This is a genomic window from Citrobacter sp. C1, assembly GCF_014596895.2.
In the GTDB taxonomy this organism is placed as follows: Bacteria; Pseudomonadota; Gammaproteobacteria; order Enterobacterales; family Enterobacteriaceae; genus Citrobacter; species Citrobacter gillenii.
In genome coordinates this window covers 3,107,402-3,134,368 of the sequence record NZ_CP115035.1, presented here as the reverse complement: position 1 = coordinate 3,134,368, position 26,967 = coordinate 3,107,402, and the positions used below count along the sequence as shown (strand labels likewise).

At 47.1% G+C, this 26,967-nt stretch carries 16 protein-coding genes, 1 tRNA gene and 4 pseudogenes; 11 read left to right on the top strand and 10 right to left on the bottom strand.

Annotation, left to right across the window (positions count from 1 at the left end):
- Nucleotides 1-160: 160 nt before the first annotated feature.
- The 3 genes from IB214_RS15260 to IB214_RS15250 all read right to left on the bottom strand — a co-directional run bounded on the left by IB214_RS15260 (nt 161) and on the right by IB214_RS15250 (nt 2,740).
- Nucleotides 161-1,123, bottom strand: coding sequence for an AraC family transcriptional regulator (locus tag IB214_RS15260; protein WP_117341825.1), 963 nt, complete (start codon nt 1,121-1,123; stop codon nt 161-163).
- 114 nt (nt 1,124-1,237) lie between these two features.
- The gene (locus IB214_RS15255; protein ID WP_117341826.1) at nt 1,238-2,503 is read right to left on the bottom strand and encodes an integrase arm-type DNA-binding domain-containing protein; all 1,266 of its coding nucleotides are present in this window, start codon (nt 2,501-2,503) and stop codon (nt 1,238-1,240) included.
- A 161-nt stretch (nt 2,504-2,664) separates the two neighbouring features.
- A tRNA-Asn gene (locus IB214_RS15250) sits at nt 2,665-2,740 on the bottom strand.
- 326 nt (nt 2,741-3,066) lie between these two features.
- On the opposite strand from IB214_RS15250, the gene nac reads away from it, so the two are divergent.
- The 7 genes and pseudogenes from nac to IB214_RS15215 all read left to right on the top strand — a co-directional run bounded on the left by nac (nt 3,067) and on the right by IB214_RS15215 (nt 11,263).
- Nucleotides 3,067-3,984 (top strand): nitrogen assimilation transcriptional regulator NAC, encoded by a 918-nt coding sequence (nac, locus tag IB214_RS15245; RefSeq protein ID WP_115258850.1) that lies wholly within the window; start codon nt 3,067-3,069, stop codon nt 3,982-3,984.
- 101 nt (nt 3,985-4,085) lie between these two features.
- The gene (cbl, locus tag IB214_RS15240) at nt 4,086-5,039 is read left to right on the top strand and encodes an HTH-type transcriptional regulator Cbl (protein WP_115258849.1); all 954 of its coding nucleotides are present in this window, start codon (nt 4,086-4,088) and stop codon (nt 5,037-5,039) included.
- Nucleotides 5,040-5,232: 193 nt separating this feature from the next.
- Nucleotides 5,233-5,853: pseudogene (locus tag IB214_RS15235) on the top strand (NAD-dependent epimerase/dehydratase family protein); the annotation flags it as partial.
- A 90-nt stretch (nt 5,854-5,943) separates the two neighbouring features.
- Nucleotides 5,944-6,966: pseudogene (locus tag IB214_RS15230) on the top strand (glycosyltransferase); the annotation flags it as partial.
- Nucleotides 6,963-7,529 carry a hypothetical protein gene (locus IB214_RS15225; RefSeq protein ID WP_117341827.1) on the top strand — a complete coding sequence of 189 codons (567 nt, stop codon included), beginning with the start codon at nt 6,963-6,965 and terminating at the stop codon, nt 7,527-7,529. The pseudogene IB214_RS15230 and the gene IB214_RS15225, both read left to right, overlap by 4 nt.
- A pseudogene (locus IB214_RS15220) lies at nt 7,530-8,727 on the top strand (nucleotide disphospho-sugar-binding domain-containing protein).
- A gap of 79 nt (nt 8,728-8,806) precedes the next feature.
- Entirely contained in the window at nt 8,807-11,263 is a 2,457-nt protein-coding gene (locus tag IB214_RS15215; RefSeq protein WP_117341828.1) for an ankyrin repeat domain-containing protein, read from the top strand.
- A 152-nt stretch (nt 11,264-11,415) separates the two neighbouring features.
- On the opposite strand, the pseudogene IB214_RS15210 reads toward IB214_RS15215, so the two are convergent.
- Nucleotides 11,416-11,557, bottom strand: a pseudogene (locus IB214_RS15210) (Arm DNA-binding domain-containing protein); the annotation flags it as partial.
- Between the two features lie 74 nt (nt 11,558-11,631).
- Complete coding sequence (locus IB214_RS15205; RefSeq protein WP_244207857.1) at nt 11,632-11,865, bottom strand: hypothetical protein; 234 nt, start codon at nt 11,863-11,865, stop codon at nt 11,632-11,634.
- A 227-nt stretch (nt 11,866-12,092) separates the two neighbouring features.
- On the opposite strand from IB214_RS15205, the gene IB214_RS15200 reads away from it, so the two are divergent.
- Genes IB214_RS15200 through IB214_RS15190 form a run of 3 tightly spaced genes read left to right on the top strand, consistent with a single transcriptional unit; the run spans nt 12,093 to nt 15,603 of the window.
- The gene (locus tag IB214_RS15200; protein WP_244207854.1) at nt 12,093-13,220 is read left to right on the top strand and encodes an ABC-three component system protein; all 1,128 of its coding nucleotides are present in this window, start codon (nt 12,093-12,095) and stop codon (nt 13,218-13,220) included.
- Nucleotides 13,217-13,732, top strand: a complete 516-nt coding sequence (locus tag IB214_RS15195) for an ABC-three component system middle component 2 (protein WP_117341829.1) — start codon at nt 13,217-13,219, stop codon at nt 13,730-13,732. Before IB214_RS15200 ends, IB214_RS15195 begins: the two co-directional genes overlap by 4 nt.
- A gap of 2 nt (nt 13,733-13,734) precedes the next feature.
- Nucleotides 13,735-15,603: an AAA family ATPase gene (locus IB214_RS15190; RefSeq protein ID WP_117341830.1), complete on the top strand. Its 1,869-nt coding sequence runs from the start codon at nt 13,735-13,737 to the stop codon at nt 15,601-15,603.
- Between the two features lie 497 nt (nt 15,604-16,100).
- Here the strand turns inward: IB214_RS15190 and IB214_RS15185 are convergent, their stop codons facing one another.
- From IB214_RS15185 to IB214_RS15165, 5 genes are all read right to left on the bottom strand, one after another.
- Nucleotides 16,101-16,958 carry a hypothetical protein gene (locus tag IB214_RS15185; RefSeq protein WP_135953031.1) on the bottom strand — a complete coding sequence of 286 codons (858 nt, stop codon included), beginning with the start codon at nt 16,956-16,958 and terminating at the stop codon, nt 16,101-16,103.
- Nucleotides 16,951-18,510, bottom strand: a complete 1,560-nt coding sequence (locus IB214_RS15180) for an AAA family ATPase (protein WP_117341831.1) — start codon at nt 18,508-18,510, stop codon at nt 16,951-16,953. Before IB214_RS15180 ends, IB214_RS15185 begins: the two co-directional genes overlap by 8 nt.
- 392 nt (nt 18,511-18,902) lie before the next feature.
- Nucleotides 18,903-21,101, bottom strand: a complete 2,199-nt coding sequence (locus tag IB214_RS15175; protein ID WP_117341832.1) for a DEAD/DEAH box helicase — start codon at nt 21,099-21,101, stop codon at nt 18,903-18,905.
- A complete protein-coding gene (locus tag IB214_RS15170; RefSeq protein WP_117341833.1) occupies nt 21,098-22,414 on the bottom strand; it encodes an ATP-binding protein in 1,317 nt (438 codons plus the stop codon). The genes IB214_RS15175 and IB214_RS15170 overlap by 4 nt, the downstream gene beginning before the upstream one ends.
- A gap of 3 nt (nt 22,415-22,417) precedes the next feature.
- Nucleotides 22,418-24,727, bottom strand: a complete 2,310-nt coding sequence (locus IB214_RS15165; RefSeq protein ID WP_117341834.1) for a TerB N-terminal domain-containing protein — start codon at nt 24,725-24,727, stop codon at nt 22,418-22,420.
- 636 nt (nt 24,728-25,363) lie between these two features.
- Here IB214_RS15165 and IB214_RS15160 point away from each other — a divergent pair.
- On the top strand, nt 25,364-26,308 hold the full coding sequence (locus tag IB214_RS15160; protein ID WP_117341835.1) for a zincin-like metallopeptidase domain-containing protein: 945 nt from the start codon (nt 25,364-25,366) through the stop codon (nt 26,306-26,308).
- Nucleotides 26,309-26,967 lie beyond the last annotated feature (659 nt).

The following is a 26,967-nucleotide window of genomic DNA, read 5'->3' as shown; positions in this document are numbered from 1 at the left end:
ATCCTGGATTCGTGTGGATGTTTTGGTTTTATCCTGCGTGCTCGATAACAATTGAATTGAACTAGCGTTGCATGATTTTTCTAAGGAAAGCTTTTTCTTTAACTCTTCTGGCGGTTCATTAGTTGAACTGCCAGAAGAGTTAAAGAGAGAGTTAATCCAATCAACTTATTCGCATACGTTTAATGTCGCGTTGCGGCGGAGCCCCAAACAGACGGCTGTACTCGCGATTAAATTGTGATGCGCTCTCATATCCAACAAGTGCACCTGCACGGGCCGCATCGAAATTTTGGTTGAGCATTAATTGGCGTGCTTGCTGGAGGCGCAGCTGTTTTTGGTACTGCAACGGACTCATACCAGTGATGGCACGGAAATGTTGCCGGAAGGTGGATGGGCTCATATAGGCATTAGAGGCCAAGTCCTCCATACGTAACGGGTGCGTGAAGTTTTGCTTAAGCCACGCCACAGACCTCGCTATTTGATGACCAGGGGAGCCAGTAGCAACCAAGTGACGTAATTGCGCATTATGCGGGCCAGTTAGCAAGCGAATAATAATTTCTTGCTGAATCAGCGGAGCCAATCGATGTACTAAGGCAGGCTCATCCAACAGTTTCACCAGTCGGATTAGTGTGTCAACCAATGTAGTGTCTAGCTTTTCTATAGTAATGGGCTGGCAAATGCGGCCTTTTTCCGGTTTCGGCAATTCCATTTCAGAGGCAATCTGTATAATTGAGCGAACATCCATCGTGAGCATCAAACCGAGAAACGGTTCCCGCCGACTGGCCTGCGTAACGTGTGCAACGACGGGTAAGTCGATAGTCGTTAGCATGGATTTTCCAGGGCCGTATTCGACGACTTCTTCCCCTAATGTGACTTGTTTACTACCTTGGGCGACGACGCCTATTCCCAGCCCGTAAATACAATGTAACGGCTCAGTACGTGCCTTGCGGCGATGAAGTGTGAGTGCCGGGATAGCGGTGATGTGATCGCCGTCTGTTTGAGCAATCCTCCCAATAACCTGAGCCAGAGTACTCAACGGTGCACTCGCTGAAAACTGTAGTTCTTCATGATTAATCACGATTGTTCTCTGATGTAGACCAGTTTTATGCAGTTTAGCATTCGTCATTCTCTAGTATGTCCACTTTGGAGGATGAATAATCATTTCAGGCAATAATCCTGATGAATCTGGCAATTCATACCACTCGGTTTTCTGGATACCAAGTATTGGGAAACAGTTTAACTATTTTTTATTTTTCTCCTGTTTTTTCCAAATATATGGCGGCACATACATCGCTCGACAAGCAACCAGATAATCCGACCACCATTGCATCATCGCCTTTCGAGCATCGAGATATTCCGCTCTATGGATGTAAGCGGCTCGGACGCTATTGCGCTCCTGATGGCTCATTTGACGCTCAACGGCATCCTGTGACCACAGGCCAGATTCCATCAGCGCGCTACAGGCCATTGCCCGGAATCCGTGGCCGCAGATTTCATCTTTTGTGTCGTAACCCATCAGCCGCAGCGCCTTGTTGACGGTGTTTTCGCACATCGGCTTATACGGATCATGATCACCGGGAAATATCAGTTCCTGATGCCCGGATATGTCCCGTATCTGTTTCAGAATAGTGATGGACTGACGGGAGAGGGGAACGATATGTGGAGTGTGCATTTTCGCCCCACGCCCGGAATAGCGGACACCGGGGATAGCTTCGCGTGTGGCTGGAATGGTCCATATCTTGTTTCTGAAATCGATCTCAGACCAGCGGGCGAAACGCAGCTCGCTGGAACGGATGAACAGGTGCAGGGTGAGTGATACTGCCAGTCGGGTTAATTCTCGTCCTTGCTTGTAGTCCTCAATGCGGATCAACAGTTCCGGTAGTCGTTCGAGTGGAAGGGCAGGGTAGTGACGTTTAACGGGAGGGGCGATAATGCCGTCCAGATTTGCTGCCGGATTGTGTTCAACCAACTCCTGATGCACGGCATGACGCATGATGTTGCACATATGCTGTCGGGTTCGTGCCGCCACTTCCAGCAAACCTTTTTTCTCAATCCCTTTCAGCAGGTCGATAAAATGACGTGGTTTTAGTTCAGAGACAGGTAGATGCCCAATGATCGGAAAAATATGGTTATTCATGCTGGCGAGCAGACGGACGGCATGATTCTCAGACCATGCTCTGTTGCTTTTATGCCAGCTCAGTGCAACAGACTTGAAGGTTTCTTCTGGCAACGCAGTGGCTCTTTCAGCGGAGCGTTGTTGTGCTGGGTTGATATTCTGCACCAGTAGCTTACGGATACCGTCACGCTGTTGACGAGCATCAGCCAGAGAGACATCAGGATAGGCACCTAAGCCGAGGCGGGATTCTTTTTTATTGATACGATATTTGAGATACCAGAGACGTGAACCGCCTGGATTAACCAGCAGGTACAGACCGTGAGAATCGGAAACTTTGAAGGGTTTAGCGGATGGTTTTAAGTTGCGGATTTTTGAGTCGTTAAGAGACATTTGGGGGTCACTCCGTCATCGAACCAACTTGACCCCAAATCTGACCACCAAATTCTCCCGATGCGGAGGGAAAACTGAAAATGCATCGGGAAGACTTTTCACGCTAACTTATTGAATCTGAATCACATAGAGATTCGCAAAGCGGCATGAAAACAAGAATTTGGCTCCTCTGACTGGACTCGAACCAGTGACATACGGATTAACAGTCCGCCGTTCTACCGACTGAACTACAGAGGAATCGTGTGAACGAGGCGCATATTAGCGAGGGGCGCGGGTGTTGTCAAAGGGGTAAATGCAATTGCGAGTTTGTTTGCTGACAAAATCAACAAAGCGGCGATCTTTCCCGCTTTTTAGATTGTTGCCCTATTCTGGTGCGCCACAGCATGTGGTGGGGCAGAGGAAAAGACGGCTGCCAGGGTAAAGAATATTTATCATTGACCTCCAGGCCTTGTTTTACGGGCACTGAGCGCTGTGGCCCGTACTCACTCGAAACTGGCAAGCATTTTGCAAACCTGATGAACATGACTGCCAGCACGGGTTCTGGTATTCCGACAGGAGGCAAAATGAACTTCAGACGGCTGAAATATTTCGTAAAAATCGTCGATATTGGTAGCCTGACCCAGGCAGCGGAAGTGTTGCATATTGCGCAACCCGCGTTGAGCCAACAGGTTGCTACGCTGGAAGGCGAACTGGATCAACAGTTGCTGATTCGTACTAAGCGCGGAGTGACACCGACTGACGCTGGAAAGGTGCTTTATACCCACGCCCGCACGATTTTGCGGCAGTGCGAGCAGGCGCAGCTTGCCGTCAGTAATATCGGACAGACCTTGAGCGGCCAGGTGTCTATTGGCCTTGCCCCCGGGACGGCAGCGTCATCTATCACCATGCCGTTATTACAGACCGTGCGCGCCGAACTGCCAGAGGTGTTGATCTACCTGCATGAGAACAGTGGAGCGGCGCTAAACGAAAAGTTGCTCAGTGGTCAGCTCGACATGGCCGTACTCTACGAACGTTCTCCGATCGCAGGTATTACTAGCCAGCCATTGCTAAAAGAGGATCTTTTCCTTGTCGGCACACGAGATTGTCCAGGGCAAAGTGTTGATTTAGCCGCTGTAGCCCAGATGAATCTGTTTCTTCCCCGGGATTACAGCGCGGTGCGTTTACGTGTAGATGAAGCATTTTCATTACGCCGTTTAACGGCCAAAGTGATTGGGGAAATTGAGTCTATTTCCACCTTAACCGCAGCGATTGCCAGTGGCATGGGGGTGACTGTTTTACCGGAGTCCGCTGCTCGTTCACTCTGCAATGCGGCAAATGGCTGGATGGCGCGTATTACCACCCCATCGATGAGTTTGCCGTTATCGTTGAACGTGTCGGCCAGGGGGAGTTTATCGCCTCAGGCTCAGGCGGTGAAAGAGATCCTGTTGTCGCTTGTCGGTAGCCCGGCACTGGAAAACCGTGAACTGCAGTTAGTGAGTTAAACCTTATTCCGTGCAGGAATAAGATGCAGGTTTTTATTATTTGTTATGCCGGTCATCAGACTTTAACAATAGCGTAATGTCTGATGTATCCGGAGTGTAGAGTGAATTTCCAGCAACTTAAAATCATCCGTGAAGCGGCACGTCAGGATTACAACCTGACGGAGGTCGCGAATATCCTTTATACCTCGCAATCGGGGGTAAGCCGCCATATTCGCGAGCTTGAAGATGAACTGGGTATCGAAATATTTATCCGCCGTGGTAAACGCCTACTTGGTATGACCGAACCGGGTAAAGCCCTGCTGGTTATCGCTGAACGTATTCTCAATGAAGCCAGCAATGTTCGCCGACTTGCCGATCTGTTTACCAATGACACTTCCGGAGTGCTGACGATTGCCACTACCCATACGCAGGCACGTTATAGCCTGCCTGCGGTGATTAAAGCGTTTCGCGAACTCTTCCCTGAAGTTCGCCTGGAGTTAATTCAGGGCACGCCGCAGGAAATCGACGCACTATTGCAAAATGGTGGGGCAGATATCGGTATTGCCAGCGAGCGGTTAAGCAGCGATCCCCTATTGGTGGCTTTTCCATGGTTTCGTTGGCATCACAGCCTGCTCGTACCTCACGATCATCCGCTAGTCCTGACGTCCCCGCTGACGCTGGAGGCCATTGCTCGCTGGCCGCTTATTACTTACCGCCAGGGCATCACTGGGCGTTCACGTATTGATGAGGCATTTGCCCGCAAAGGATTACTGCCAGATATTATCCTCAGCGCGCAGGACTCTGATGTGATCAAGACCTATGTGGCGCTGGGACTGGGCATTGGGCTGGTGGCGGAGCAATCCAGCGGTGAACAGGAAGAGGGGACGCTCACCCGTCTTGATACCCGGCATTTATTCGATGCCAACACTGTCTGGCTTGGCTTGAAACGCGGTCAATTACAACGTAATTACGTTTGGCGATTCATCGAGTTATGCAATGCAGGGTTATCCGTGGAGGAGATCAAGCGACAAGCGATGGAGCCAGATGATGAAGTAATGATTGATTATCAGATATAAAGCAAAAAGCCTGCTTAGAGCCTATTCCATTAGGACTATTTTGCTTGCCATTTCGAACCTGGGCAGTGCTCAGAATCCTCACGTACTACGTGTACGCTCCGGTTCTTCCGCGCTTGAGTCAGTAAAATCAGCCCGGGTAATTTGGAATTGATTAAGTAATAATGTTCTATGGAATAAGACAACAGTTGGTTTTATGGAAAAAACACACTCTGACTCGTCTGTCACAAAGTGCAAGATTATCGCGACAGGAATTGCCTTACCGTCAACGTGCGTCACCTCTGCCGAACTGGATAGCAGATTCGGCAAAGCGGTGGGTTATGTGGAAAAACGTTGTGGTATTGTTCATCGTTATCACGCCTCTTTGCACGACAGCCAGGCGGGACTGGCGGCACAGGCGCTACAACTGGCGCAGGTCGGTGCGCATTTTATCCCGCTGGATCTGACGCAAGCCCGTCAAAATGACTGTATTCGGTTAATGACTGGCTGTCACGCGGTGTGGCACTGCGCCGCCGAATCCTCGCCCTGGGGCAAACAGGCGGAATTTTTCCTCGCCAATGTGCTGGCAACCCGCGTGTTGGCGCAGGCCGCCGGACATGCCCAGATACCGCGCTTTATCCATATTTCGACCCCTGCGGTCTACTTTGATTTTCAGCATCATTACGTTCTGCCGGAAAGCTACCGTGCGCGCGCTTTTTCCAGCCATTACGCCAACAGCAAATTTCAGGCGGAGCAGGAAATTAGCGGTGCCGTCACCCGTTTCCCCGCCACTACCTTTGTGCTACTGCGCCCTCGTGGTTTGTTTGGTCCGCACGATAACACCATCGTTCCACGCATATTGCAGCAACTGCAGCGCGGTGGTGGGGTGTTGCGTTTGCCGCGTGGCGGCGATCTGCATACGGTCATGGTCATGCAGCCCATCCTCAGCGGCGAGCCTGCACTGGAAAGTGTACTGGCCTCGACGGTGGGGCAGTTGCGTGGTGCGGCATTTCTTTGGCTGATTGACGATGGCGATGGCGATGACGATGCGGAAGCTGCGCGGGTCACGCAGCGTTTGCAAGTACGCTATCCCCAGCAGCATATTACTGTTCTCTCCTTTCCTCAGGCGCCAGAGGGCGTTAATCCCAAGCTGTTTAAGCTGGAACAGGCGAGGGTGCAGGTAACGCGTGATGTGATTCTGGTGCTGGACGATGATGCAGTATTGAGCGCGGAGTCATTGTGCAACATGCTGGATGCTCTGACGGAGAGCACGCTGGTGACAGCGCTTCCCTGGTATCGTGCGGCGGATAACCTGCCTTCCCGTTTGCTGGCGCAGTTTGTTAACGACAACTCAGCCCTGACCTATTTGCCGCTGTTACCGTTTTCGCCGCCACTGACGCTGAACGGTATGTGTTACGCCATTCACGGTAAAACGCTGGCGAGTGTTGGTGGTTTTGCGCCGGTGTTACGTCATCTGACGGACGATCTGGCGATGGCGAAACTGTTAACTCGCCATGGCGTGCGTATTGTGCAGTCTGCTGCGGCGGTGCGCGTGCAGACCAGCGTTGCCGATGCTAAACGCTATTTCCGCCAAATGCATCGCTGGTTCCTATTTGCCACGCTACTGATGCATGAAAAAAGTGCGGCAATCAATCTGGCTATTTTTCTGTTGCAGGGGCTACACCCTTTGTTGCTGTGGGCACTGGTGATTCTGGCCTTTGGTGGGGCGACCCAAACGGCTCTGCTTCTGGGGGTATTAGCAATACACCATCTGGCGCTGCGTTACGTTCAGCGTGCGGTCGCGGTGGAGATCCCCTCGCATCCATTATTGTCGTTGCTCTCTGAGTTACTTCAGCCTTTCCATTTGCTGAATGCGCTGGTGAATCGCACTATTTACTGGCGCTCGCGGCGGTATCGTATTTTCAGCAATGATTGGTTTACGTCGCTATGATAAAGCCGGATTTGCAGATTGCCTTTATTACTGGCCGTAGCCGTGCGGATAACTGCTCGCTCAGTCCCGCACAGGCAACGTTTATACAGCAGGTCGTCGGCCACCATCAGCACGTGGATGTGAATTTTCCGTGGACCGTACAGTCCGTGCCATGGCTGGCAACCGGCCTGCTGCGCGCCAGTGTCAACAATGCGCGGGAATACCTTGGCGCGCAGCACGTCAGCTTTGCCCTGCGCTACCGACAACAGGCGCTGGAGATGCTGGCGTCAGCAAGCCATACGTTGTTGCTTTCCGGCAGTTGCGGACTGGAACTGTTTAACCAACTGCACTTACTGCCAGAGTGGTTGGCGCGCGTCAGTGTTTTTGCTTTTGGACCGGTGGCGGGCCGCCGACCGGACTGCCATCACTTGCTGGTACAAGGCGATCAGGACTGGATTTCTCGTTGCTGGTTTCGCCAGGCAGACCAACGCATTGCCTGCAGCCATATGAATTATCTTGAACAGCCGCAACTGGCGGCGCTGTGTCGGCGGTTTATTGCTGATACAGGCAAACAGGGGGCGTAGATGCAGCGTTTATTTGATCTGATCCCCACGGGTGTCACCCGCATTGATTTGCTGGCACCGCCGTTTTCCGGTCATTTACATCCGGTGCTGGAGATGGGGCGGGCGCTGTCTGAACGCTATCAGGTGCGGATTATTAGCACGCACGGCGTGGCTACTTCTGTTGCGGCGGCGGGGCTGATGGGGCTGTCTTTGCATGGTGATTACGATACGCCGCTGTTGGAGGTGGTGAATCCGAAATATGCGGTTGGCTCCCATCCGCTGCGGCTGTATCGGCAGTTTCGCCACGTGGTGGGGTTATTGAAAAATTTTGCCGATGAACTGGAACATCTGTGGCTGCGCGAAGGTACGCCGGATCTGGCGATAGCGGACTTTACACTGCCCATTGTCGGCGAAGTTTGTCGCAGGTTGGATATCCCCTGGTGGAGTAGTCTGCCGTCACCCTGTGTGCTGGAAACCTCCGATGGCGCTCCTGCGTATTGCGGCGGATTAATGCCCGCGCAGAACGCGATTCAGCATGGGTGGCACGCGCTCCAGCGTAAAAAGGTGCGACTGTTCAAACTGGCCGTGTTCTGGCTATTTCGCGACGTTATTCGCCAGACCGGTATCACGCGCCTGTACCGGCAGGATGGCAGCGAAAGTGCTTACTCGCCGCTGCGTATACTGGCACTAAGCGAAGAAACATTCGAATTCCCGCGTCGCTGGCCCGCTGCGGTTAGTTTTACTCTACACGCCGCCATCGCAAGGCGTTGCACCGCCCTTTGAAGTAAATAAACGCCATGTGCTGGTGACGCTCGGTACACATCTGGACTGGCATAAAGATGCGGTAATGCAAGCCGTTATCGCGCTGGCAAGTACGTTGCCCGAGTGGGTTTTTCATTTCACTGATGGGCATCATTGTGCAGCGGAATCGCAGCGGCAGGACAATGTCTACCGTGTATCCTGGGTGAACTACGATGACTGGCTAACGCACTATGATGCGGTCATTCACCATGGTGGTGCAGGAATAATGTGGCATTGCTTGCAAAAGAATATTCCGGCGCTGGTGTATCCGGTGGACTATGACCAGTTTGATCATGCTGCGCGGTTGGCCTGGCGTGGGAAAGGGGTCTGGATTAAGGATGGATTAAAAGAACTGGAAAAGGCGGGACCGTTGTTAATGGCGTTGGTTGATGCGCGTTATTCAGAATCGCGACAATAAATTCAACGAGATTGACCTGAATTACGATTGACTAAAGTGTGTGAACGTCTGCGATTATTAGCCCCTGATAAGGAATTTTATGCTGAACTGGATTTTTAAGGATAGTAAACTCACGCTACGGCAAATTTGCTTAGACAGCAAACTATCCACCTCTAAAAAAATACAAAAAATTGAAACGTACCTTGCTAATGGAGGGGATATCAATTTTATTGATCCCGATATTTCCCCTTGTAACGTTCTGGTTCCTCTCTCACGCAGTCCCGAGTCAGATATCTCCCTGGTACAATACTTATTCGATAAAGGGGCGAAAATTGAGTGCAATGGTTTTAGCGCCTTTCATTCAGCTATTGAGTTTAATAATACGGCGTTGGTGAGGTTTTACCTCACTTTAGGTGCCGATCTTTATTATCAAAATCGCTACAATAATTGTTGGCTTAATTACCTTTATCACCCCGAGCCACAGTATACCTACCAGGATTATCAACGCAGAGATATGATTGACCTTCTGCTTGACGCTCATTTAGATATCAATAAGCCTGTGAGTTTTTGGACCAATGGTGAATTTAATCTTCCGCTGGAGATATTATATTCTGAAAGAAGTAAAGACCTTTTTATACATATCATAAATAAAGATATTGCGCTGGATATCGAAGCGTCTGCGCTGATCGAAAATATTATTTTTGCGAGTGAGTTTTGGGGGCTTGAAACCTTTGCGCCGTTGGTGAAACGGTTTCCTGACTTTAAAAAAGAACGCTACATTATGGCCAATGATAGCAGTTTTTGGGATGACGCCAATTTGTTGGAATTGTGCGTTTATGCCAACGCACAGGACTTCTGCGAATATTTACTCGACAATTTGCCACAACTGAAAGCCGATTCACGCGCCAAAAGTCTGGTCTATGCGGCACTGAAATCTAAGTTTGATTTGAGAATTGTCGAGAAACTGCTTAAGGTGACCGTCGATATCAATCGCATCTATAAGATGACGCCACCAGAATCTTACCAGGCACCGTTGATCAGCCAGTACCTGGACAATGACAAATATACTGACCCCGATCAACGTGACTACATCTATCAGGCTCTTGAGCTGTTACTTAAATATGGCGCTGACCCCAATAGTGAATTTGTCAATACAGGTGAATCCTATGAGATGTTGATTTGGTCAAATTTACGATTACTGGTCTTCCCCATGGTAAAAAACAGAACGTTTTTACCCCAGTTTCTCGATCTCTTTTTACAGTATGGTCTCGATATCAATAAGAAATTTGGTGCTGTGGAAGAACCGACCTTACTGACTATCACCCAGCGTGGTTCATGGAAAGAAGATCAAGAAACGATCATTCAGGTGATGGAGTATTTGCTACCTAAGGGACTCGATTTAAACCTGACCAATATTTACGATACTAACTTTGTCTCAGCCGCTGCTATTTCTTGCCGCAGTCAACTCCTTGAATGGCTGATTAACCAAGGGGGCGATATTCATACCCATTGTGGTTTCGATAACTCGCCGATATTACATAAAGCGATTTCTACCTACTCTATAGACGCAATAACCGGCCCAATACGGCGTCAAACCGTTCAGTTGCTGTTACAACATGGCGCAAAACTCGAAGAGTTTTCAGTCGATGAACGAATTACACCATTGATGTGCGCCTGTTACTACGGTGCTCAATCCTGTGTCGAACTGCTCCTGGAGCAAGGGGCAAACCCGCATGTGAAGAATGGTGAGGGTTTCACTCCGGCCCTGTGCGCCGTCACCGGCGGTGTCTCAAATGAATTTCCCCGTTTTGAATCCACGGCTGTGCGGATCCTGAAGTTATTACAGCAGTATGGTGCTGACCTGGCCGTAAAGAATTGCCGTGGTAACAGTCCACTCGTGGCGGCAATCGAATTGGATCATAAAGAGATATTTGAAGCACTTCTCCAGATGGTGCCGTATAGCCAGGCACAACGTGAACACGCGCTTGTCTTTGCAGAGCCGGAGAGCTATTTCCACCGTCGTCTACGCCAACATATCAACGGCGAAACGGCGCAAGAGGTTACGTCACTCCCAACTGAAGAAGAAAGCGAAGTAGTCGAGCCAGCCTTACCCCATACCGAAGTTAAAGCTGGCGTCGGGGCAGGAGAACCACAGCCGTTCGTAACAAAAACCGGACCTGAGGCCAGCAGTGCGGCATCGGATAAACTTCATCTTCCGACGATTATCGAACTTAAAGCCAAAGTGCAGAGCTTTTTTACACTGATCGCCCGTGATCCTGACGTCACGCCTGCGCAGTTAAACGGTATTGAAGAACAACTCGATCTGTTAATTGAAAAACTGGATACCTTCAGCTTTTTTCGCAATCAAGCGACCAAAGAGGAATTTGAAGAGATTATTCAGGAATATCTTGATGAATCCGTCGAGCAAATCAACACCATCATTAATGATGATTATCCGGCGTTGACCGAGGCGTTGGTCGATGCCGTGTGGGTGATTTTGCAGTTCTACTGCGTTGATATCGAGATTGAAACCGCACTCAGAAAACGTTTCTGGTAACGTTTCATTTTCGAATAGAGCTGTCTGGCTGTGGCGGTGGCTGGGTCTGCTTGTTAAATCTCGTGAGAGACTGCCGAAAAGCGGTCCGGCGATTGTGAGCACTGATCACAATCGCCGCATGGATCTCTTCGCACTGCTTTTTCTCTTTTCACTTTGCCGTCACTACGATACTTGAGATACCAGTGACGTGAGTCGGCCCGGTTTAATCAGAAGATACAGATCGTGAGAGTCAGAAATCTTAAAGGGTTTATCAGATGGTTTGAGATTGCGGATTTTGGTGTCGGTAAGAGACATATGGGGTCACTCCATAATAGAACGAACCGGACCCCAGATTTGACCACCAATTTTTCCCGATGCGGAGGATAAAATCAAAATGCATCAGGAGAAGTTTTCACGCTAAGCTGTTGTATTAAAACCATACAGGTATTAATGAAGCTGCACGAAAACAAGAATTTGGCTCCTCTGACTGGGATCGCCTTTGCCAGTAAATGGCTAATAAATAGGCTAAACTTGAATTGCGAAGCTGTCAAGACCACCAAAATGACCACCAATAGTTGCGGGTTAAATAAAGCTGGTTTGAGCGTTCCGCTACATGTGGTGATCGTTACTATTGTGTTTCCTGTAAGGGTGAGCGTAGCTAGAGTGAACATTCAAGATCCTATCCTAAGAGAACTGTGTCCAAAGAAGTCTGATTGTCTGCTCAGGGCGTGAAGCGGACATTACTAAAATAGGAGATAGGTACTTACTATTCATTTACCAGTGTGGTAATTTTTTGAAATGAACTTGACTAAAAAAAACCTTGATGTATCACTTCGGCATGGAGAGTGTAGTGACAGAGGAAATAAAACAGGGTCTTCGCACTACATTTAGCGGATTGTCTGCACCGACACCATGGCCAGGCGCTAATGCTCGGCTGCTTGGATTAGGTGTAGGACTACCTATCGCGCCTCTTGTTCGTCTGTCGCAATTTAGTGCCGCTGAATTTGAACGTTTCACTCTCGAATGGGCATCTGATTACCTTGCAAGGCAGCAATATGTAAATGAAATTCAGCAGCGTGGTGGTGCTGGGGATAAGGGACGGGACATAATTGTTTGGCTTGACCCAACAAATATTTCACCGCGGCGATGGCACCTGTACCAATGTAAACATTATGATGCTAATTTAGGCCTTCCAAAGGCTGGTGTCGAAATTGCAAAAGTCATTTATTATACTTTTATTAGTGACTACACAGTACCTGAAGAATACTACTTTGTTACACACAAAGGTGTCACGTCGCCATTTCAAGACCTTCTCGACGACCCAGGAAAACTCAAGCAGGCGATTCTTTCAGGATGGAGGTCTTATGCCAAAACGATTACATCAAAATATGAAATCCCCCTGACAATAGAACTCCAAAGCTATATTAAAAAATTTGATTTCAGCATTTTCCGTGCAAAGCAACCACATGAATTACTCGAAGAACATAGAAAGACCTCATTTCATCTCACGGTCTTTGGAGCACCTCTAATTGAACGTGATCCGCCCGAGGCTCCGCCATCAGCAGTTGACCCTATAGAGACCGCATATATTGAGCAATTGTACGCCGTCATTAGCCATGATATAGCAAATCCAGTTCGGACCTTCGCTGATTTTGAAAAGAGTATTAGTCACGTAAAACTTTTCGAACGTTCTCGGATTACCTTTTATTGTGCGGAAGGATTGAAGGAACTTGCTAGAGATCAGATGGCTAATCAAACATTCTTTAATACCTTACTGGATGAGTTCAATAATGGGTTGTACTACACATACACAGATAACGAAGGGACACCATCGGTCCGTTTGAAAAGTACCGTAAAGGCAGCTCAAACTTTACAGCTTGGTGCACATCCGCTTGCCGCTCACGTCACAAGTAAGGACCGTGAAGGGATGTGCCATCAATTAGCCAACAATAAGGTGATTGATTGGTGCAAACCATGATTGAAACACTAGAAATAAAGAGACACTTCGAAGATAGACCTTTCAACTCCCCTCTGGAGTATGGGTTCCGTGTGTTATTCATATTAAACGCAGCTGGTAACATGGCTATGGACCTACAAAGAATAGTTTCTTATGACTACCTTCTTGTACATACCAGCGATGTGCAAAATGGGCCGAAGAGTCTTCATCCGGCTGTTCCTCATAGGGGAGCTGAGCTACTTGTGAAACGTGGTTCAATTCAAGCAGGGCTTAATCTCATGTTATCGAGGGAATTGATCGAGGTGTTTTTTTCCCCTGATGGGATTCTATATCAGGCTTCCGAGTTGACTGGAAGATTTGTGCAGCTCCTCGAGTCTTCTTATGCAAGTGAACTTGCAGAACGTGCCACGTGGGTAACGAAACAGTTTTGTCACTTTTCAAATGAAGAACTTGCTTCATTTATGACACAAAATGTAGGTCGATGGGGCTCTGAATTCGATCGATTGACTGCAATAGACTTATTGGATTTGTGAAAATGTTCCGGATAAGAAAAATACTTCTACGTGGAAATGGCATTCAAGATGCTTATGTGGACTTCGATAAGGGCGCGAACATTCTGGCGGGGGAGTCTGATACCGGAAAGAGTTACCTTATTAGCTGTTTAGATTATATTCTTGGTGCCGAAAAACTTAAAAAAAAGCCTAAAGAGGCGGCTGCTTATACACACCTTTTCGTTGAGTTAGAAAATTCCAAAAATAAGGTGCTAACGCTAACTCGTGCACTGGATGGCGGAAAGCTAGCTGCTCATTATGTTCCAATTCACAGCATTGATGGAAAAGGAGAGTCGATAGCACCTGTTCGCAAAGGCAAGAGCGTAGGGCCTGATGTTACATCTATACTTTTCCCTTTCGCAGGAATTAAGGAGGCTAAGCTGCGTAAGAATGCACGTGGCGCAACGCAACGCCTCTCCATCCGTACGCTTGCCCCGCTATTTCTGATTGATGAAGTATCCATCATCGATGAATTCTCGCCAGTAACTGGTCGCTCCGGTTACGATGATACTGCTCGAAAACGTATGTTCTCGTATATTCTCACCGGCATAGATGATGATGGAATTGTTGCTGAAGAAAAAACTGAAATTGTAAGAGCGCGGCTGCAAGCAAAGTTTGAGATTGTGCAAGAGATGATTCAACCGCTTGAAGAACGCTTTGGGGCCAGGTCGGATACTCCTCCGCTCGATCATGAATATGATAATGAGCTTGATGATGTGATCGCAACATTATCTGAAGAGGTAAAAAAAGCAACAACCGATATTTCCCGCTTACACGAGGAAATACAGGAAACAACAGCACTGAGTCTAAAAGCTGAATCTCAGTTACTGGGTGTCGCTGAAATCCAAATAAGATATAGCTTGCTCGGAGAGCGATACCACTCCGATCTGAAGCGGTTAGACTTTCTTGCGGAGGGAGCTCATTACTTTGAATCACTCCAAGAGGTTCCTTGCTCTCTCTGTGGGCAAAATATAACTCTCGAACATTATCACAGCGAAAAAACGCAGACGCTGTTGAATAGCGATAAAATTCGGCGTTCTGCAACAGCGGAAGCTGCAAAGATCCATGCGTACTTGGTGGATCTCCAAAAAGCAATTGCTAATCTCGTTCAAAGAAAAGAAGAACTAGAGCAAGAGAAGGACAATGCTCAGAACTTGCTTGCGAATCTACGGAGAGATCTCACTCGTAACTTAACACCTCTGCTTGCTCGCAGACTAGAGCGCCTCGAAAAACTGCTTGAGTACCGATCCGAAAGAGACGCCGAGATTATTGATTTTCAAAGATGGGGCGAATTACATAAGCTCAAATTAGGTATCCAAAAATCGCTTACCCAAGACAACCAACCAAAATTGGAATGGGAAGGGCTTTCTTCTCTATCACTAACTGGCCTTTGCACTGAAGTTGAAGCAGTTTTAACCGACTGGAAATGGGGCTCTAAACCTCGAGTTGCCTTCGATGAGAAAGAGTACGATATCATCGTTGACGGTCAGCCTCGTCAGTCACACGGCAAGGGAGTCCGCGCGATTCTCTATTCGGCCTTTATCATTGGATTATTAAAGTACTGTGTTAACAATGGACGGCCGCACCCCGGGTTGGTCGTAATAGACTCACCGTTAACCAGCTATAAGAAGAAAGGGGCAGCAAAAGTATCAGGCTCAGACGAACCAATATCTGCGGGTGTCGAAACTGGATTCTGGAATTCATTGGCCCAATTACCGGAAACTATACAAGTTATTATTATTGAAAACAAAGAACCTCCAACTTCAATTATTGCAAAAGTACATTACGAATGGTTTGCGGGCGAGTATGCAGAGGTTGACGAGCGTTCTGCACTAATTCCAAGTGCCAGCTAATCTCCAGCAATTTCATAAACGGGAGATCAATTCTTTTGAAAATAACTTTCTAAATTTTCGTTATGAATTTCCCTTATATATCTAGGCAGTTTTTCTTTTTTACTGGACTGGCCCCCCATTATTCTGAACGCGAACATTAACGGATGTTATGAGCGTCCGTTCTTGGCTCATAGCCTACCAGCACAGCTGCAGCAGCCGGCTCGGTGCCAGAAGCGGAAGTGGTTAACATCGTACCATGTTGGTTATGGGGAGCATATCAGGATAATGTTATGCTTTACCAGATTATGACAGGGTAAAGAGAATAAAGAAAAGTCTTGAAAGCGAATTGGGTCTAGAATATGAAAGAATTATTCATGTATTACAGCCAAATAATGATGGCACTAAATATCATGGCTATGAGGAATTAATAACGTTTGACAAAAATATCACCATATTGAAATTGAAAAACCACCAGCCATCATGCTGATGGTTTTCATAATTAAAAATGCACTTTAGAACTAAAATCTTCCGCCGCAAATATTTGCATCTTTAGCAATAGCATTATAAACAACTCTTAGGGTAGAATTGTTTTTTTGTTTTCTGGCTAAATCTGCGTAGTGGTCTTGCACCGTCAAATGATTACCATTTAACAGTAACCTTCTAATATCTGAAGTTATTGTTGACACAAACTGTGCTGCATTAAGTACGTATTTCTGGCGCAGTTCAAATTTTATAAAATGATTTGTTACACGATCACGTTCAACTTTCATCCATCCTTGAGGAGGATCGGCATGAAAATCGAAAGTTAGAATACCATAATTTGCTGTTATACTAGCAGAGATCCAATCTGTTTGATAAAATTTTTGGTCATCATTGTAAGGGTAAAGTGTTTGGTCTGAGGCAACTTCACATATACTTTCTGACTTAGACCCATTACAGTGCATACAAGCAGGTATAAGATTTTTTGGATTAACAGATAAAAGTGGATAGCGCGCTTTAGGTAAATAATGATCTAGTGAGTCTACACCGTGTATTCCGCACAATGGACAAAGTCCCTTCGAACATGCTCTTAATTTATCGTAAACTTTCCTCGACGCACTATCTGTCTTCAACATGTGAAGAGTATAAAGATCCTTTAGATCTTTTTTTGTGACGTTTTCTGCAATTATTTGTTCAGGTCTTCTGGCAGAACAAGGCGTAAGTAAATGAAAGTTTTTAGGAGCGCAGCGAGCATCAAACAGTACCCATTCTCTAGATACAGTGTTCGCAATGTTTTGCAATCTGTTTATATAATCTTGATTATTATTACTTACCGACAGCAAGCATGTACTAAAAACATCAGCACATTTTATATTTGGGTATGCAATTCTATTCATCTTCGCCTCCATCAGAACTTTTGATGTTGACTGTCTTGTCCCTGAGCATAATCATGCTCATCAATATTGCCTGCCCTTCAAAGCCAATCTTTCTTTTGAATTTTATTATAACATCTTCGAAAGAAAGCCCATCATCAACTTGCTCTTTGAGAAGTTTGTGAAAGCCGGATTGCTCCATCTCTAATTTAAATACCTCTTTAGTTAAAGTGCCAACGTTTTCAGCAAATGTTTCTATTGAAGGTCTATCATATATCATTTCATCCCCAAAACGCGTCAAGACCCAACAGCAGTTTTTGGGAACTTCTTGTACCACAACCGGTGAATGAGTTGCTATGATTGCGATTCCATTTCTTCTGGATAGTAGATTACTTAATGCGCGTATAAAAGCTGACAGAAGTGGCGGGTGCAAATGACTTTCCGGTTCATCGAATAAAACCAATGTTTTATCTTGCACTTTCTCGACAAGGCTACTGATTATCATGAAAACAATAGCATGACCGGAACTCATTTTTTCCATCCGATTTATGCAGTCATTTACTAATATATTACCGGATAAATTGGCTATGTCCTTTAAATTTAGATCTCGAAAATTCGTATCGGACTCTAAGTTGTTTATGGCAGTTATCCACGCATCTCTTTTTGAATCATCAGAACAGCAGTTGTAAACTGATGTAGCACACTTCTTTCTGAGGTTACGTATGTCCTCAAGATTGCCAATCTCATCTTTAAAACTATCACTTTTTTTTAGGCCAATGTAATAATAACATGTACCAAGGAGGGGGTCACTTTGCTCACTGAATGGCGTAAAGGGATCAAACGCACTGAAAGATACAGAAATAACAGTGCTAAAATAGCCATCTGTTATCCTTCCTGCATAAGCCTCTTCGAAATAAGCATTTTTGGGTTTTTCCTTTCCTACAATAGAATCGACCATCTCATTTAGTAGAGTAGTCTTACCAAGACCATTTCTACCGATAATTGCGTGTATATTACTCGGTGGCAAGGAATAGGGCTCGACATTAAACTCAATATTCAAATCGGAGAATAAATGATTTTTCCTAACGAATTGAAAATCAAATTCGGTAAGCAGTCTCTCTCCATTTATAATCCTTAAAAACTGGCCATGAATGGTATTTATATTAACATCCCTTAGTAAGGATGTTTTAAATACATCCTCATTTTTTGCAATCTGCATAGCCTTTTTACTCAGGACGACACAGTTTAATTTTTTTAATATTACCTTGCACAATTCTTTATCAATGGAGTAAAGTTTCTCGTAAAACTCGGGGCTTTCCGCAAGACTAAAAAAGTCTTGTTCGAGTTTTACAAATTTTTTCTGCATTTTATCTAAAGTTGGAATGTCCACAATTTGTTTTCGGAATCCTATTTTAATCTGACCAATCTCATGCAATTTACCATTGGAATCCATGTAATCCATATTAAATAGAGTTCGATAAGAATAATCATTCCAAGTAGAAAATGTTAAGTAAACAGTGTTTTTACTTTTCATTGAGCTGATTAATTTTTTATTTAAGACGATAAACTCTAGCAACTTTACTCTCCTTTTATATCAGCTATAGCAGTTCTACATAACAACTTAAAATAAATTACATTTAACTATGCACCTGCTATAAAGTCATTAAGTTTGTAGTTAGCCTAAAGATACGTTATTAGTAATATTAACCTTTCAACCTGCCATTGGCTAATTTATTTATCATTACCATCACAACAATGTCTTAGAGCGATACCACTTCTTAAAAAAGTGCTAATGACGCAAAATTATGTTGTTCACGCATACCAAAGACAGGTTTTGACCTTCTACCAGTTGAGTGCTCCCGGTAATACGCCGGAGCTAAAACCTAGCAAATCCACAGGCAAATAAAAAAAGTCTGCGAATAATTTAGGGTGTAAATAATTTCTTTATGCCCTTATTATGAAAATAGATTACAGCATATTGTTCTGTAGCCAGATCTGCGTGCCTTCTATGTCATACGCCTTCGCTCCATACCCTTTCGTAAGTAGGGACTCCGGCAAATAATCGTCATATTTATCCAGATATTTTTCTGGAACATCTGCAGCGAGCTCAGACGCTGAAGGCAAGCCCGACAACTGCATTTCTTTTAGCGCATATTGGATCGAGGATAAACTTGCATGTTCTATCTCTATAACACCGGCAAATGAACTAGCTATGAAGCTGCTACGCATGAGCAAGGCCGCTATCGTATTAACGACTTTATCCCCCATCCAGGGGAGAACGTAACTACGCTGGCCGTCGGAAATAAAATGGGAGTTTTGCAGATTGTAACGGTTAAAGTTGTTACACCCTTCTGCAAAAAGGCTTTTGGCGGTGGCATCTGCATAATCGACTCTCTTACTACCTATGGCTATGCGGTAATCATGTTCCTTGTAGATAGCGAGCATCTCCTGGCGAACAACATCATGTACAGACATACCCCCACCACTAAACTGTGGAGGCTGGCCGCCTTTGGTCGCCTCAACATAGATAACTTTTTTTTCCACCTCGAGCTCTATCACTTTCCAGCGTCGTCCACCGAAGATTATATGCTGGTCAGGTAGAAGAGGGGAGTCCACAGGCACTGTGCCAAGGGTGCGGTTTCCTGTGACAATGCGGAACTCTTCTGGAGTATTGAACACCGCGTAAAATGTATAATGGTTAGTCAGTTTCTCCCCCTCAGCCCCGATAACCATTTCTCCACTAGCAAGTTGTGTGAGGAGGCTGTTTGCCCCCATATGCTTAAGCAGATTTTTGAAATCATTTACGTCAATGTTTCGGAACGGACCGGTCTGACATAATTGCGTCCAAAGTTGATCGGCTCGAACTCCGCCCCATTGCGCGGTGATCGCAAGAATCTGGTGCAGCAGTGTGGAGTAGTGCATCTGGCGAGTATCTGCCGGTTCGAACCATCGCTTAGAGATCATCAATCTGATCATCGCCATCGACTGGACAAGCTGCAGCCGCAAGTGATCTACAATGCTGCTGGTTGCGGTAAGTTCTTGTTCAGAGATCAGCATTCTCAGAACTGATGGAGAATCGCGTCGCCCTGACCGGCCCATACGCTGACGCAAGCTGGAGACGGAATGCGGAGGAGTGACCTGTATAACTGACTGCACCTTACCTATATCAATACCCAGCTCAAGCGTCATAGTACAGATTGCTGTTGTGGGCAAATTCCCCTGCTGTAGACGGGCTTCAAGCGTCTCGCGTAATTCCCTGGACAAGGATCCGTGATGGGGAAAGAATTCATTTGGAACAACATTTTCCTCACACATGTCGCTCAGCGTCGCCGCAATGCTTTCAGTGCGCTTTCGACTGTTTGCAAAGACTAAATGGGAGTCGCCACGGCAGAGTCTGAAGATGTCAGCGCAGACCTGTTCTTCTGCTGAGCGTTGAGGTTCTTCTCCCTTTTTAGTCACTGGCTCGAGATAGCCTTTGACCTGCACCTGCAGTGTGGACGAGCTATTATTGTCTGTCACAGTTTCGCAGGACAATCGCTTATCCGGACGCAACAGTTCAGGCACCTTATCCAGTTCTCCTAACGTAGCGCTCAATGCAACGCGGGGAACCGGATTCGCATGACGTCCCAGCACATGATCAATTCTGTTGAGCAGCGAGAGTAGTTGCATGCCGCGTTCAGAACCAATAAAAGCGTGAAACTCATCAATAACAATGTAGGCCACTGGCGAGAACGCCTGTTTGAGCCAGCCAGATGAGTTTATGAGCAAAGACTCAAGTGATTCCGGTGTAATAAGCAAGATGCCAGACGGGTTAGTGCGGATTTTCTTCTTTTTGCTTTGTGGTACATCACCGTGCCAGGGCGTCACCGGCATATCCAACGCCTCGCCCAGGCTCTCAAGACGACGGTACTGGTCGTTAATCAGCGCCTTAAGTGGGCTGATATAAACAATACCAAACCCGTTAGTGATACCTGCAATTGCTGAACAGGCAGGCAGAAAGAAAGCCTCTGTTTTACCCGCTGCAGTGCTTGCACTAATTAGCACGTCCCGGTCACGGGCTAAAACTGCCGGGATAGCGCTCTCTTGCAGGGGCCTTAATGCAGACCAGCCCTGCTTATAAACCCACCTACGAACGCGGGGATCGAGACTATCGTAAGCGCTGCTCATAATTTGAAGTTGGCCAGGCCGTCATCATCATCTTCATCCTGTGCAATGTCGTCATCCATATCGCTGGGCCTGTCATCTTCAATTGCCACACCCGAGATTAGCGTCTGCCAGTTTATCGAGCTGTTTTGTTCAAGCACGGCCAGCATGTCCAGGAAACCTTTGATGGTATTTCGGGGGGTACGGAAGTAAGCATCCCCTATGGTTTTACTGCAGTGATGCAGAAAACCGGTAAGTGCATCATCCGATACCAGATACTTCTCTGGCTCTCCGCCTGCATAAACATGGCGAAGATTTTTCAGTAAAATATACAATTCCTCTGGGGTGAGACTGGCAAGATGTAGCGTGGGTGACGAGTAGTCAATCACACCTGCCTTCTGAGCGAACCGATTTTCCGCCAGACGTGATTGCAGCGCCTCATAACTGTAAAGCCCTTTACGCGGATCAAACAGGAATTCTGGCGTGCCTCCAAGAACAAAACCAATATTCTCTGCAGAACCCTGCAGACAGTCATTCAGGATCCGCAGGATCTGTTCATAGTTCGCCGTCCTCGCCTGAGTGTTGTTCAGCTTATAAAGGTTTACCATCTCGTCGAGGTTGACCAGTAATCCGGCATAGCCTGCCTGACGGACAAACAGGCTTACCAGCTTCAGTGAATCGTAGAACGAGGCATCTGAGATAATCGTCCGGACGTCGAGATCGTTGCGGGCATCGGTTTTTGTGGTGTATTCGCCCCGCAGCCAGCGAATGGCATTGGATTTTAACGTCTCGTTATCCTGTTCATGTCCGCGCCAGAAGGCATCGATGACTTTAGCAAAGTCATATCCCCCCACCAAGTCTGACAGAGCAGCCAGGCGTTGGTGAATAACCGACGAGACTGGAGCGCCATCCGCATCAGCCTCCTTCCTCGCCTCCGTGACGAACCGCTCCACAACACTGAGTAACGCATTACCATCAGGTTTGTTGCGGGTGGACATGTTTTTCATAAGCTCTGAGTAGAGATTGCGCGCCTGACCTCCCGATGAGTGAATGCGCCTGTCGGGGGAAAGGTCTGCACTGACTGTTACCAGCCTTTTTTCAAGTGCAATAGAACGTACCACGCTCAGAAAGAACGTTTTGCCCGATCCGTATTCACCGATGATAAGTCTGAAGCTTGCGCCGCCGTCCGCTATCCGCTCAATATCCTTGTGGAGGGCCGTTATCTCATTCATCCGGCCCACCTGGATGTGCTGAATGCCTATTCTTGGCGTTACACCAGACTTCAGTGATTGGATAATAGCATCCCGTTCTTTAACTCTTATGCGTGTCACAGACATCAACTATCCCTCTAGTTCTTTGGCAATTTCCAGGTCTACCCAGATCTCATCATCGGCATCGTCCATTACTGGTGCATCAACCACTGCATAGGACCAGTCATTGATAACCTCAAGCGCACCGCTGAGCATCAAATTAAGATTTTCGCAAAGTTCTGTCGCCTCTTTCCGGGGCCATTGCTTCTTCTCCAGAAGGCTGTGGTAGAGTTGTTTATGTGCACTGTCAAGGCCACCCTCTTGCGCCCCGGTTACGGGAGCGCTCTCACGAAATTCCGGCTCGTCCTCGGTAAAAATTGCGCTAAGTAATTTACGAACATCGTTTGTAGCCGATTCATGGTGGGCCAGTACGTTGGCGTCCAGCGTGAATTCAGTGGCCCCAAGACTTGCTGATGCGGACGATTGCGGGATTACCTCTGTCGTCGAATGCTGATGGATGTTGCCGGAAATAGTTGATGGATCCAGTCCCAGGCTCAAATAAATCTTTTCCAACTGTTTAATTTCGGCAGGCTCAATTCTCCCATCAGAGCAGGCTACTCCGACGATAACCTTACCTACTGCTAATTTTTCCATCGTACTCAGCGGCGCTATTCTATTTTTCATTCCCGTCATATTGGCCGGGGTATGAAGCTGCCACGTTAAATACGCATGTAAGGAGCGTTTTTCATTTTCGTTAAAGCCAGAATTATGGTCGATCGCATTTTCCAGCACTTTCTGCTCGGCCTGATCAAGGCTATTGTCGGTTAAGGCTACCATTGACCCAAGTCTTAGTGTCATTACCGCTGAGAGAAATGCCGGAGATGGTGAGAAGCGCGCACCCTCACTAGCGGCAAATAAAACCAGCGCGCCGTCAGCTTCTGCTTTCACATGGTGGTAAAACGGATCCGGTGCCAGGCAATAGCCCATTTTCAGGGCAAAGGCTTGCATCAGGTCGGCCTCTTTTTTATTAATTTTTGCCGGGCAATTGGCTCCCATGTGTACCCAGAAGTCAGCAGCGGTGGTTAACCCCTTGCGACTCGCGATCACTTCATCAGCCCAGCGTTTGAATGTATTTAAAACTTTTCCAGCGCTTTCGTTAATGATTTCCACTGGCAGCAACATAATTGCAGCAGTGTCATTTTCTGACGTACCTTTTCTGCCAAGGTAGCGGCTGTAAGCATCCAGTTCATCTGTACAGATCTCTGCAAGTGTCATGATTTTCTGGACTGGGCCCTTCAATGCACTAGGATCAGGCAAGTCTGGAACAGGAAGACGAAAGCCGCGCAGACTGGGGCTTGCTGGTGTGTAATCCAATCGTAGTCGTGTTTTATTAGGTTTGACAACCATCCCCTCACCGTATTTGAGGGTATAGCGCCGTTTGAAAAGCGCAGCAAATTCATTCGCGCAGCGGCGGGCGGGAGTTCGCAACGCATACTCTGTATGATTTATTATCCACCTCAGCGCCAGATCGGCTGATACAGGAACTCCAGCGTCCACAGCCTTTGCTAAAGCTAACTTAAACAGCATAAGATTGCTGAAACTCGAACCTTGGCCAAGATCTGCGACCAGACCAATGTCCGGGCGCAGAATAGACATTGCTTCAAGTAACTGGGACGAGTAATTCCGGAAGGAGCGATTCTCAATGAATACCGATCTTAACCGGCAGACTTCATTAAACAGATTGCGGAACTCAGCGTCAGGTGTATTACCATCCCGGCTGTCAACCAGTGCTTTTCTCTCTAGGCCATACAGATAGATAAAAACGTAACCTACTGAGCATGACGCGTCACGCCTGTCGCTGGACAGCCAACTGAGATACGCACCGCGCGCATCAGGTGAAAGCGAGGAATAACTGGGCCAATATCCCAATGAAGTATCTTCGTAAAGATAATGTTTTGGGTAAATGTTGAGCGTGTCGTCAATTAATGATGCCTCAGTGCCATCATCATAATACTCGCTTAAGCTCTGCCCGGTGGGCTTCATCCGCTGACCTAAATAGAAGTAACCACCGGTGATCTCCACACCACCTACAATGGTCACCTCACCAGGTAGCACCCATCGAGCCAAAGTCCCCGTCGTTTTTGAAGGGCTCCGACGTTGAATCGTTGCTGCTCTGTAATCGACACTCCGATCGCCGCTCAACGTAAAGCTCGCCAGAACATCATCTTCACTGTCATCGTTTCTCACAACAGCCTCTTTTTTCTTGATATCAGCAAGCCATTCTTTAGGTGGCGCTTTCACGGTTTTGGAGGCATAAGATCCTGCGGATTTATTCTTTTTCTTCTTGAAAAACAATAAGTAAATTACGTAAATCGCCGCTATAAATATCCATAACTCCATGGGCAATAACCTTAAACATGATTTTTCGCATACGCCGAAAGAATGGCGAGGGAAAGGAGGGGAAGTAGATTAATCTTAAAATAATACTTCTATATTGCGAGGGTTAAAACCAAAACATGACCAAATTTAGCCCATTTGATTTTATCCATAAAGCCATTAGCTAAATAGATGCAGATCGAACAAGACCTTTGCACTTACAGGCAAACCTATCTGTTTTCTGGGCAGATCTCACTATTCTTCAAGAGGCATAGCCTTTGGGGGAGCTTTATGCCTAGCCAGTAATCTCTGACGTCCGCCTCCGCTAAATAAGAATGTCAGACTTGGCGTGTATTACCTCGATTACAGCCAACTGATGTCTGAACTGACACAGCTAAATTCGAGTTCTAAACATCAGCACTCAACCCTTTTCACCTCAGCGAAGCAAGGGGGCGCTACATCCGTTTATGAAGGACTGATTTTTTCTCCTGCGTGCTTTTCGTTCCCCGTATCTGTTTCCGGTTAATCGTTTCCCAACACAACCCGTCCCGCAAGGGTAAATGGCACGCATGCTGCGCCCTTGCTGGCTGGAACGATGCCGGGAAAGCGAACCGTCAGGCGATACGAAGACGAAAATCACACCACTGATGGAGAAAAACCATGACTATTTCCCTTCATACCCAGACTAGCGCCCCTAGCACCGCATCGGCGACCAGCGTATCCCCGCTGGAGCAGTCAGGCTCCTCAAAAACGAAGTTTTCCAAAACCAAAACCGATATTTATCAGACTGTCACTGACAACATCATTTCTGCACTTGAAGCAGGAGTTAAGCCGTGGTCATGCCCGTGGCAGCGCGTACCTGGTATGTCAGGATTACCTACAAATTACGCGACAGGTACTGCTTACAGTGGGATGAATATCATGTTGTTGTGGGGCAGTGCGTCAGAGCAAGGATTCAACGATTCACGCTGGATGACCTATAAACAGGCGCAAGCGGAAGGCGGGCAAGTGCGCAAAGGGGAGCACGGCACGACAGCCATTTTCTATGCAACCTTAGAGAAGGAAAGCGAAGACGGCGAAATTGTCCAGATACCAATGCTGAAAACCTTCACCGTGTTTAACGTTCAGCAAATTGATGGTCTTCCGCTGACAACTGAAACCATCAGCCCGGATGCAACCTTTGACCCGTTGCCGGAGGCTGAAAATCTTATCCGAAAAAGCGGCGCAAACATCATTGAGAAAGGACAAAACGCCTTTTTCCAACCCTCAACTGATGAAGTATGGCTACCAGAGCGCCATCTGTTTTCTGATGCAGCTAATTTCTATGCTACCGGCCTGCATGAGCTGGTTCACTGGAGCGGTGGTAAAAAACGCCTTAACCGTGAAATGAAAGGGAAATTCGGCAGTGCAGATTATGCGGAGGAGGAATTAGTGGCGGAGCTGGGAAGTGCTTTTCTGATGGCGGATTTGGGGATTGTCGGAGAGGTGCAGCATGAAAACTATATTGCCTCATGGCTCCAGGCGCTAAAAAACGACAAGCGCTATGTTTTCAAAGCGGTCAGCGCCGCCTCAAAAGCGCATAGTTATTTAATGGATAAAGCCTGAGGGCAGGGGCAAGAAGCCGCAAAGAAATGTGGCTTTAACCTTACATAGCGGTGAGAGGAGTAGCAGTGGTGTTAGGGTGTATAATTCCACTGCGAATTTTCCTGGCATACAGTGTCAGGAAAATTCGCAGACTGCGGGGTGGGCGGCAAAGAGCCCGCTCATTCCTTTTAGAAGCATTAGAGCAGACTTGATCTGGCAGTGTTCTCTGTTAGAACACGATTTAACCTGATAGACGGCAACGAGCTAGAAGCGGAAGTTCGGAATGCATACTTACATCAAGGTGTCTTGAGTCATAGGGAGCAGGTCACCTGAACTTGGTAGAAGGGACTCGGTTACACATCCTTTTTTCTCTGCCACCCTAGATTCCCTGAACTTTCGAGTCGTCAGTCCGATTCCACTAACCGTAAAGTCGGTAAGCGATGCTGGACCACCCAGAGCCGACATTTCGGGGCTAGTGGCTAGTGGCTTGCGTCTGCTGGTAAATAACTCGCATGCAGCTAACTTCCTGGTAGCGAATTAAGTGGCTACTAAGGACTGAACCAAAACACTGACGCGATCCGGGGCTTTACATGGTTGAAATCTCTGCATACTGCTTCGTTTCCCGGCCTTAAGCCGTGCAGAAATCTGTCACCCGGGCGACCTTATGCAAGAGTCGCTTT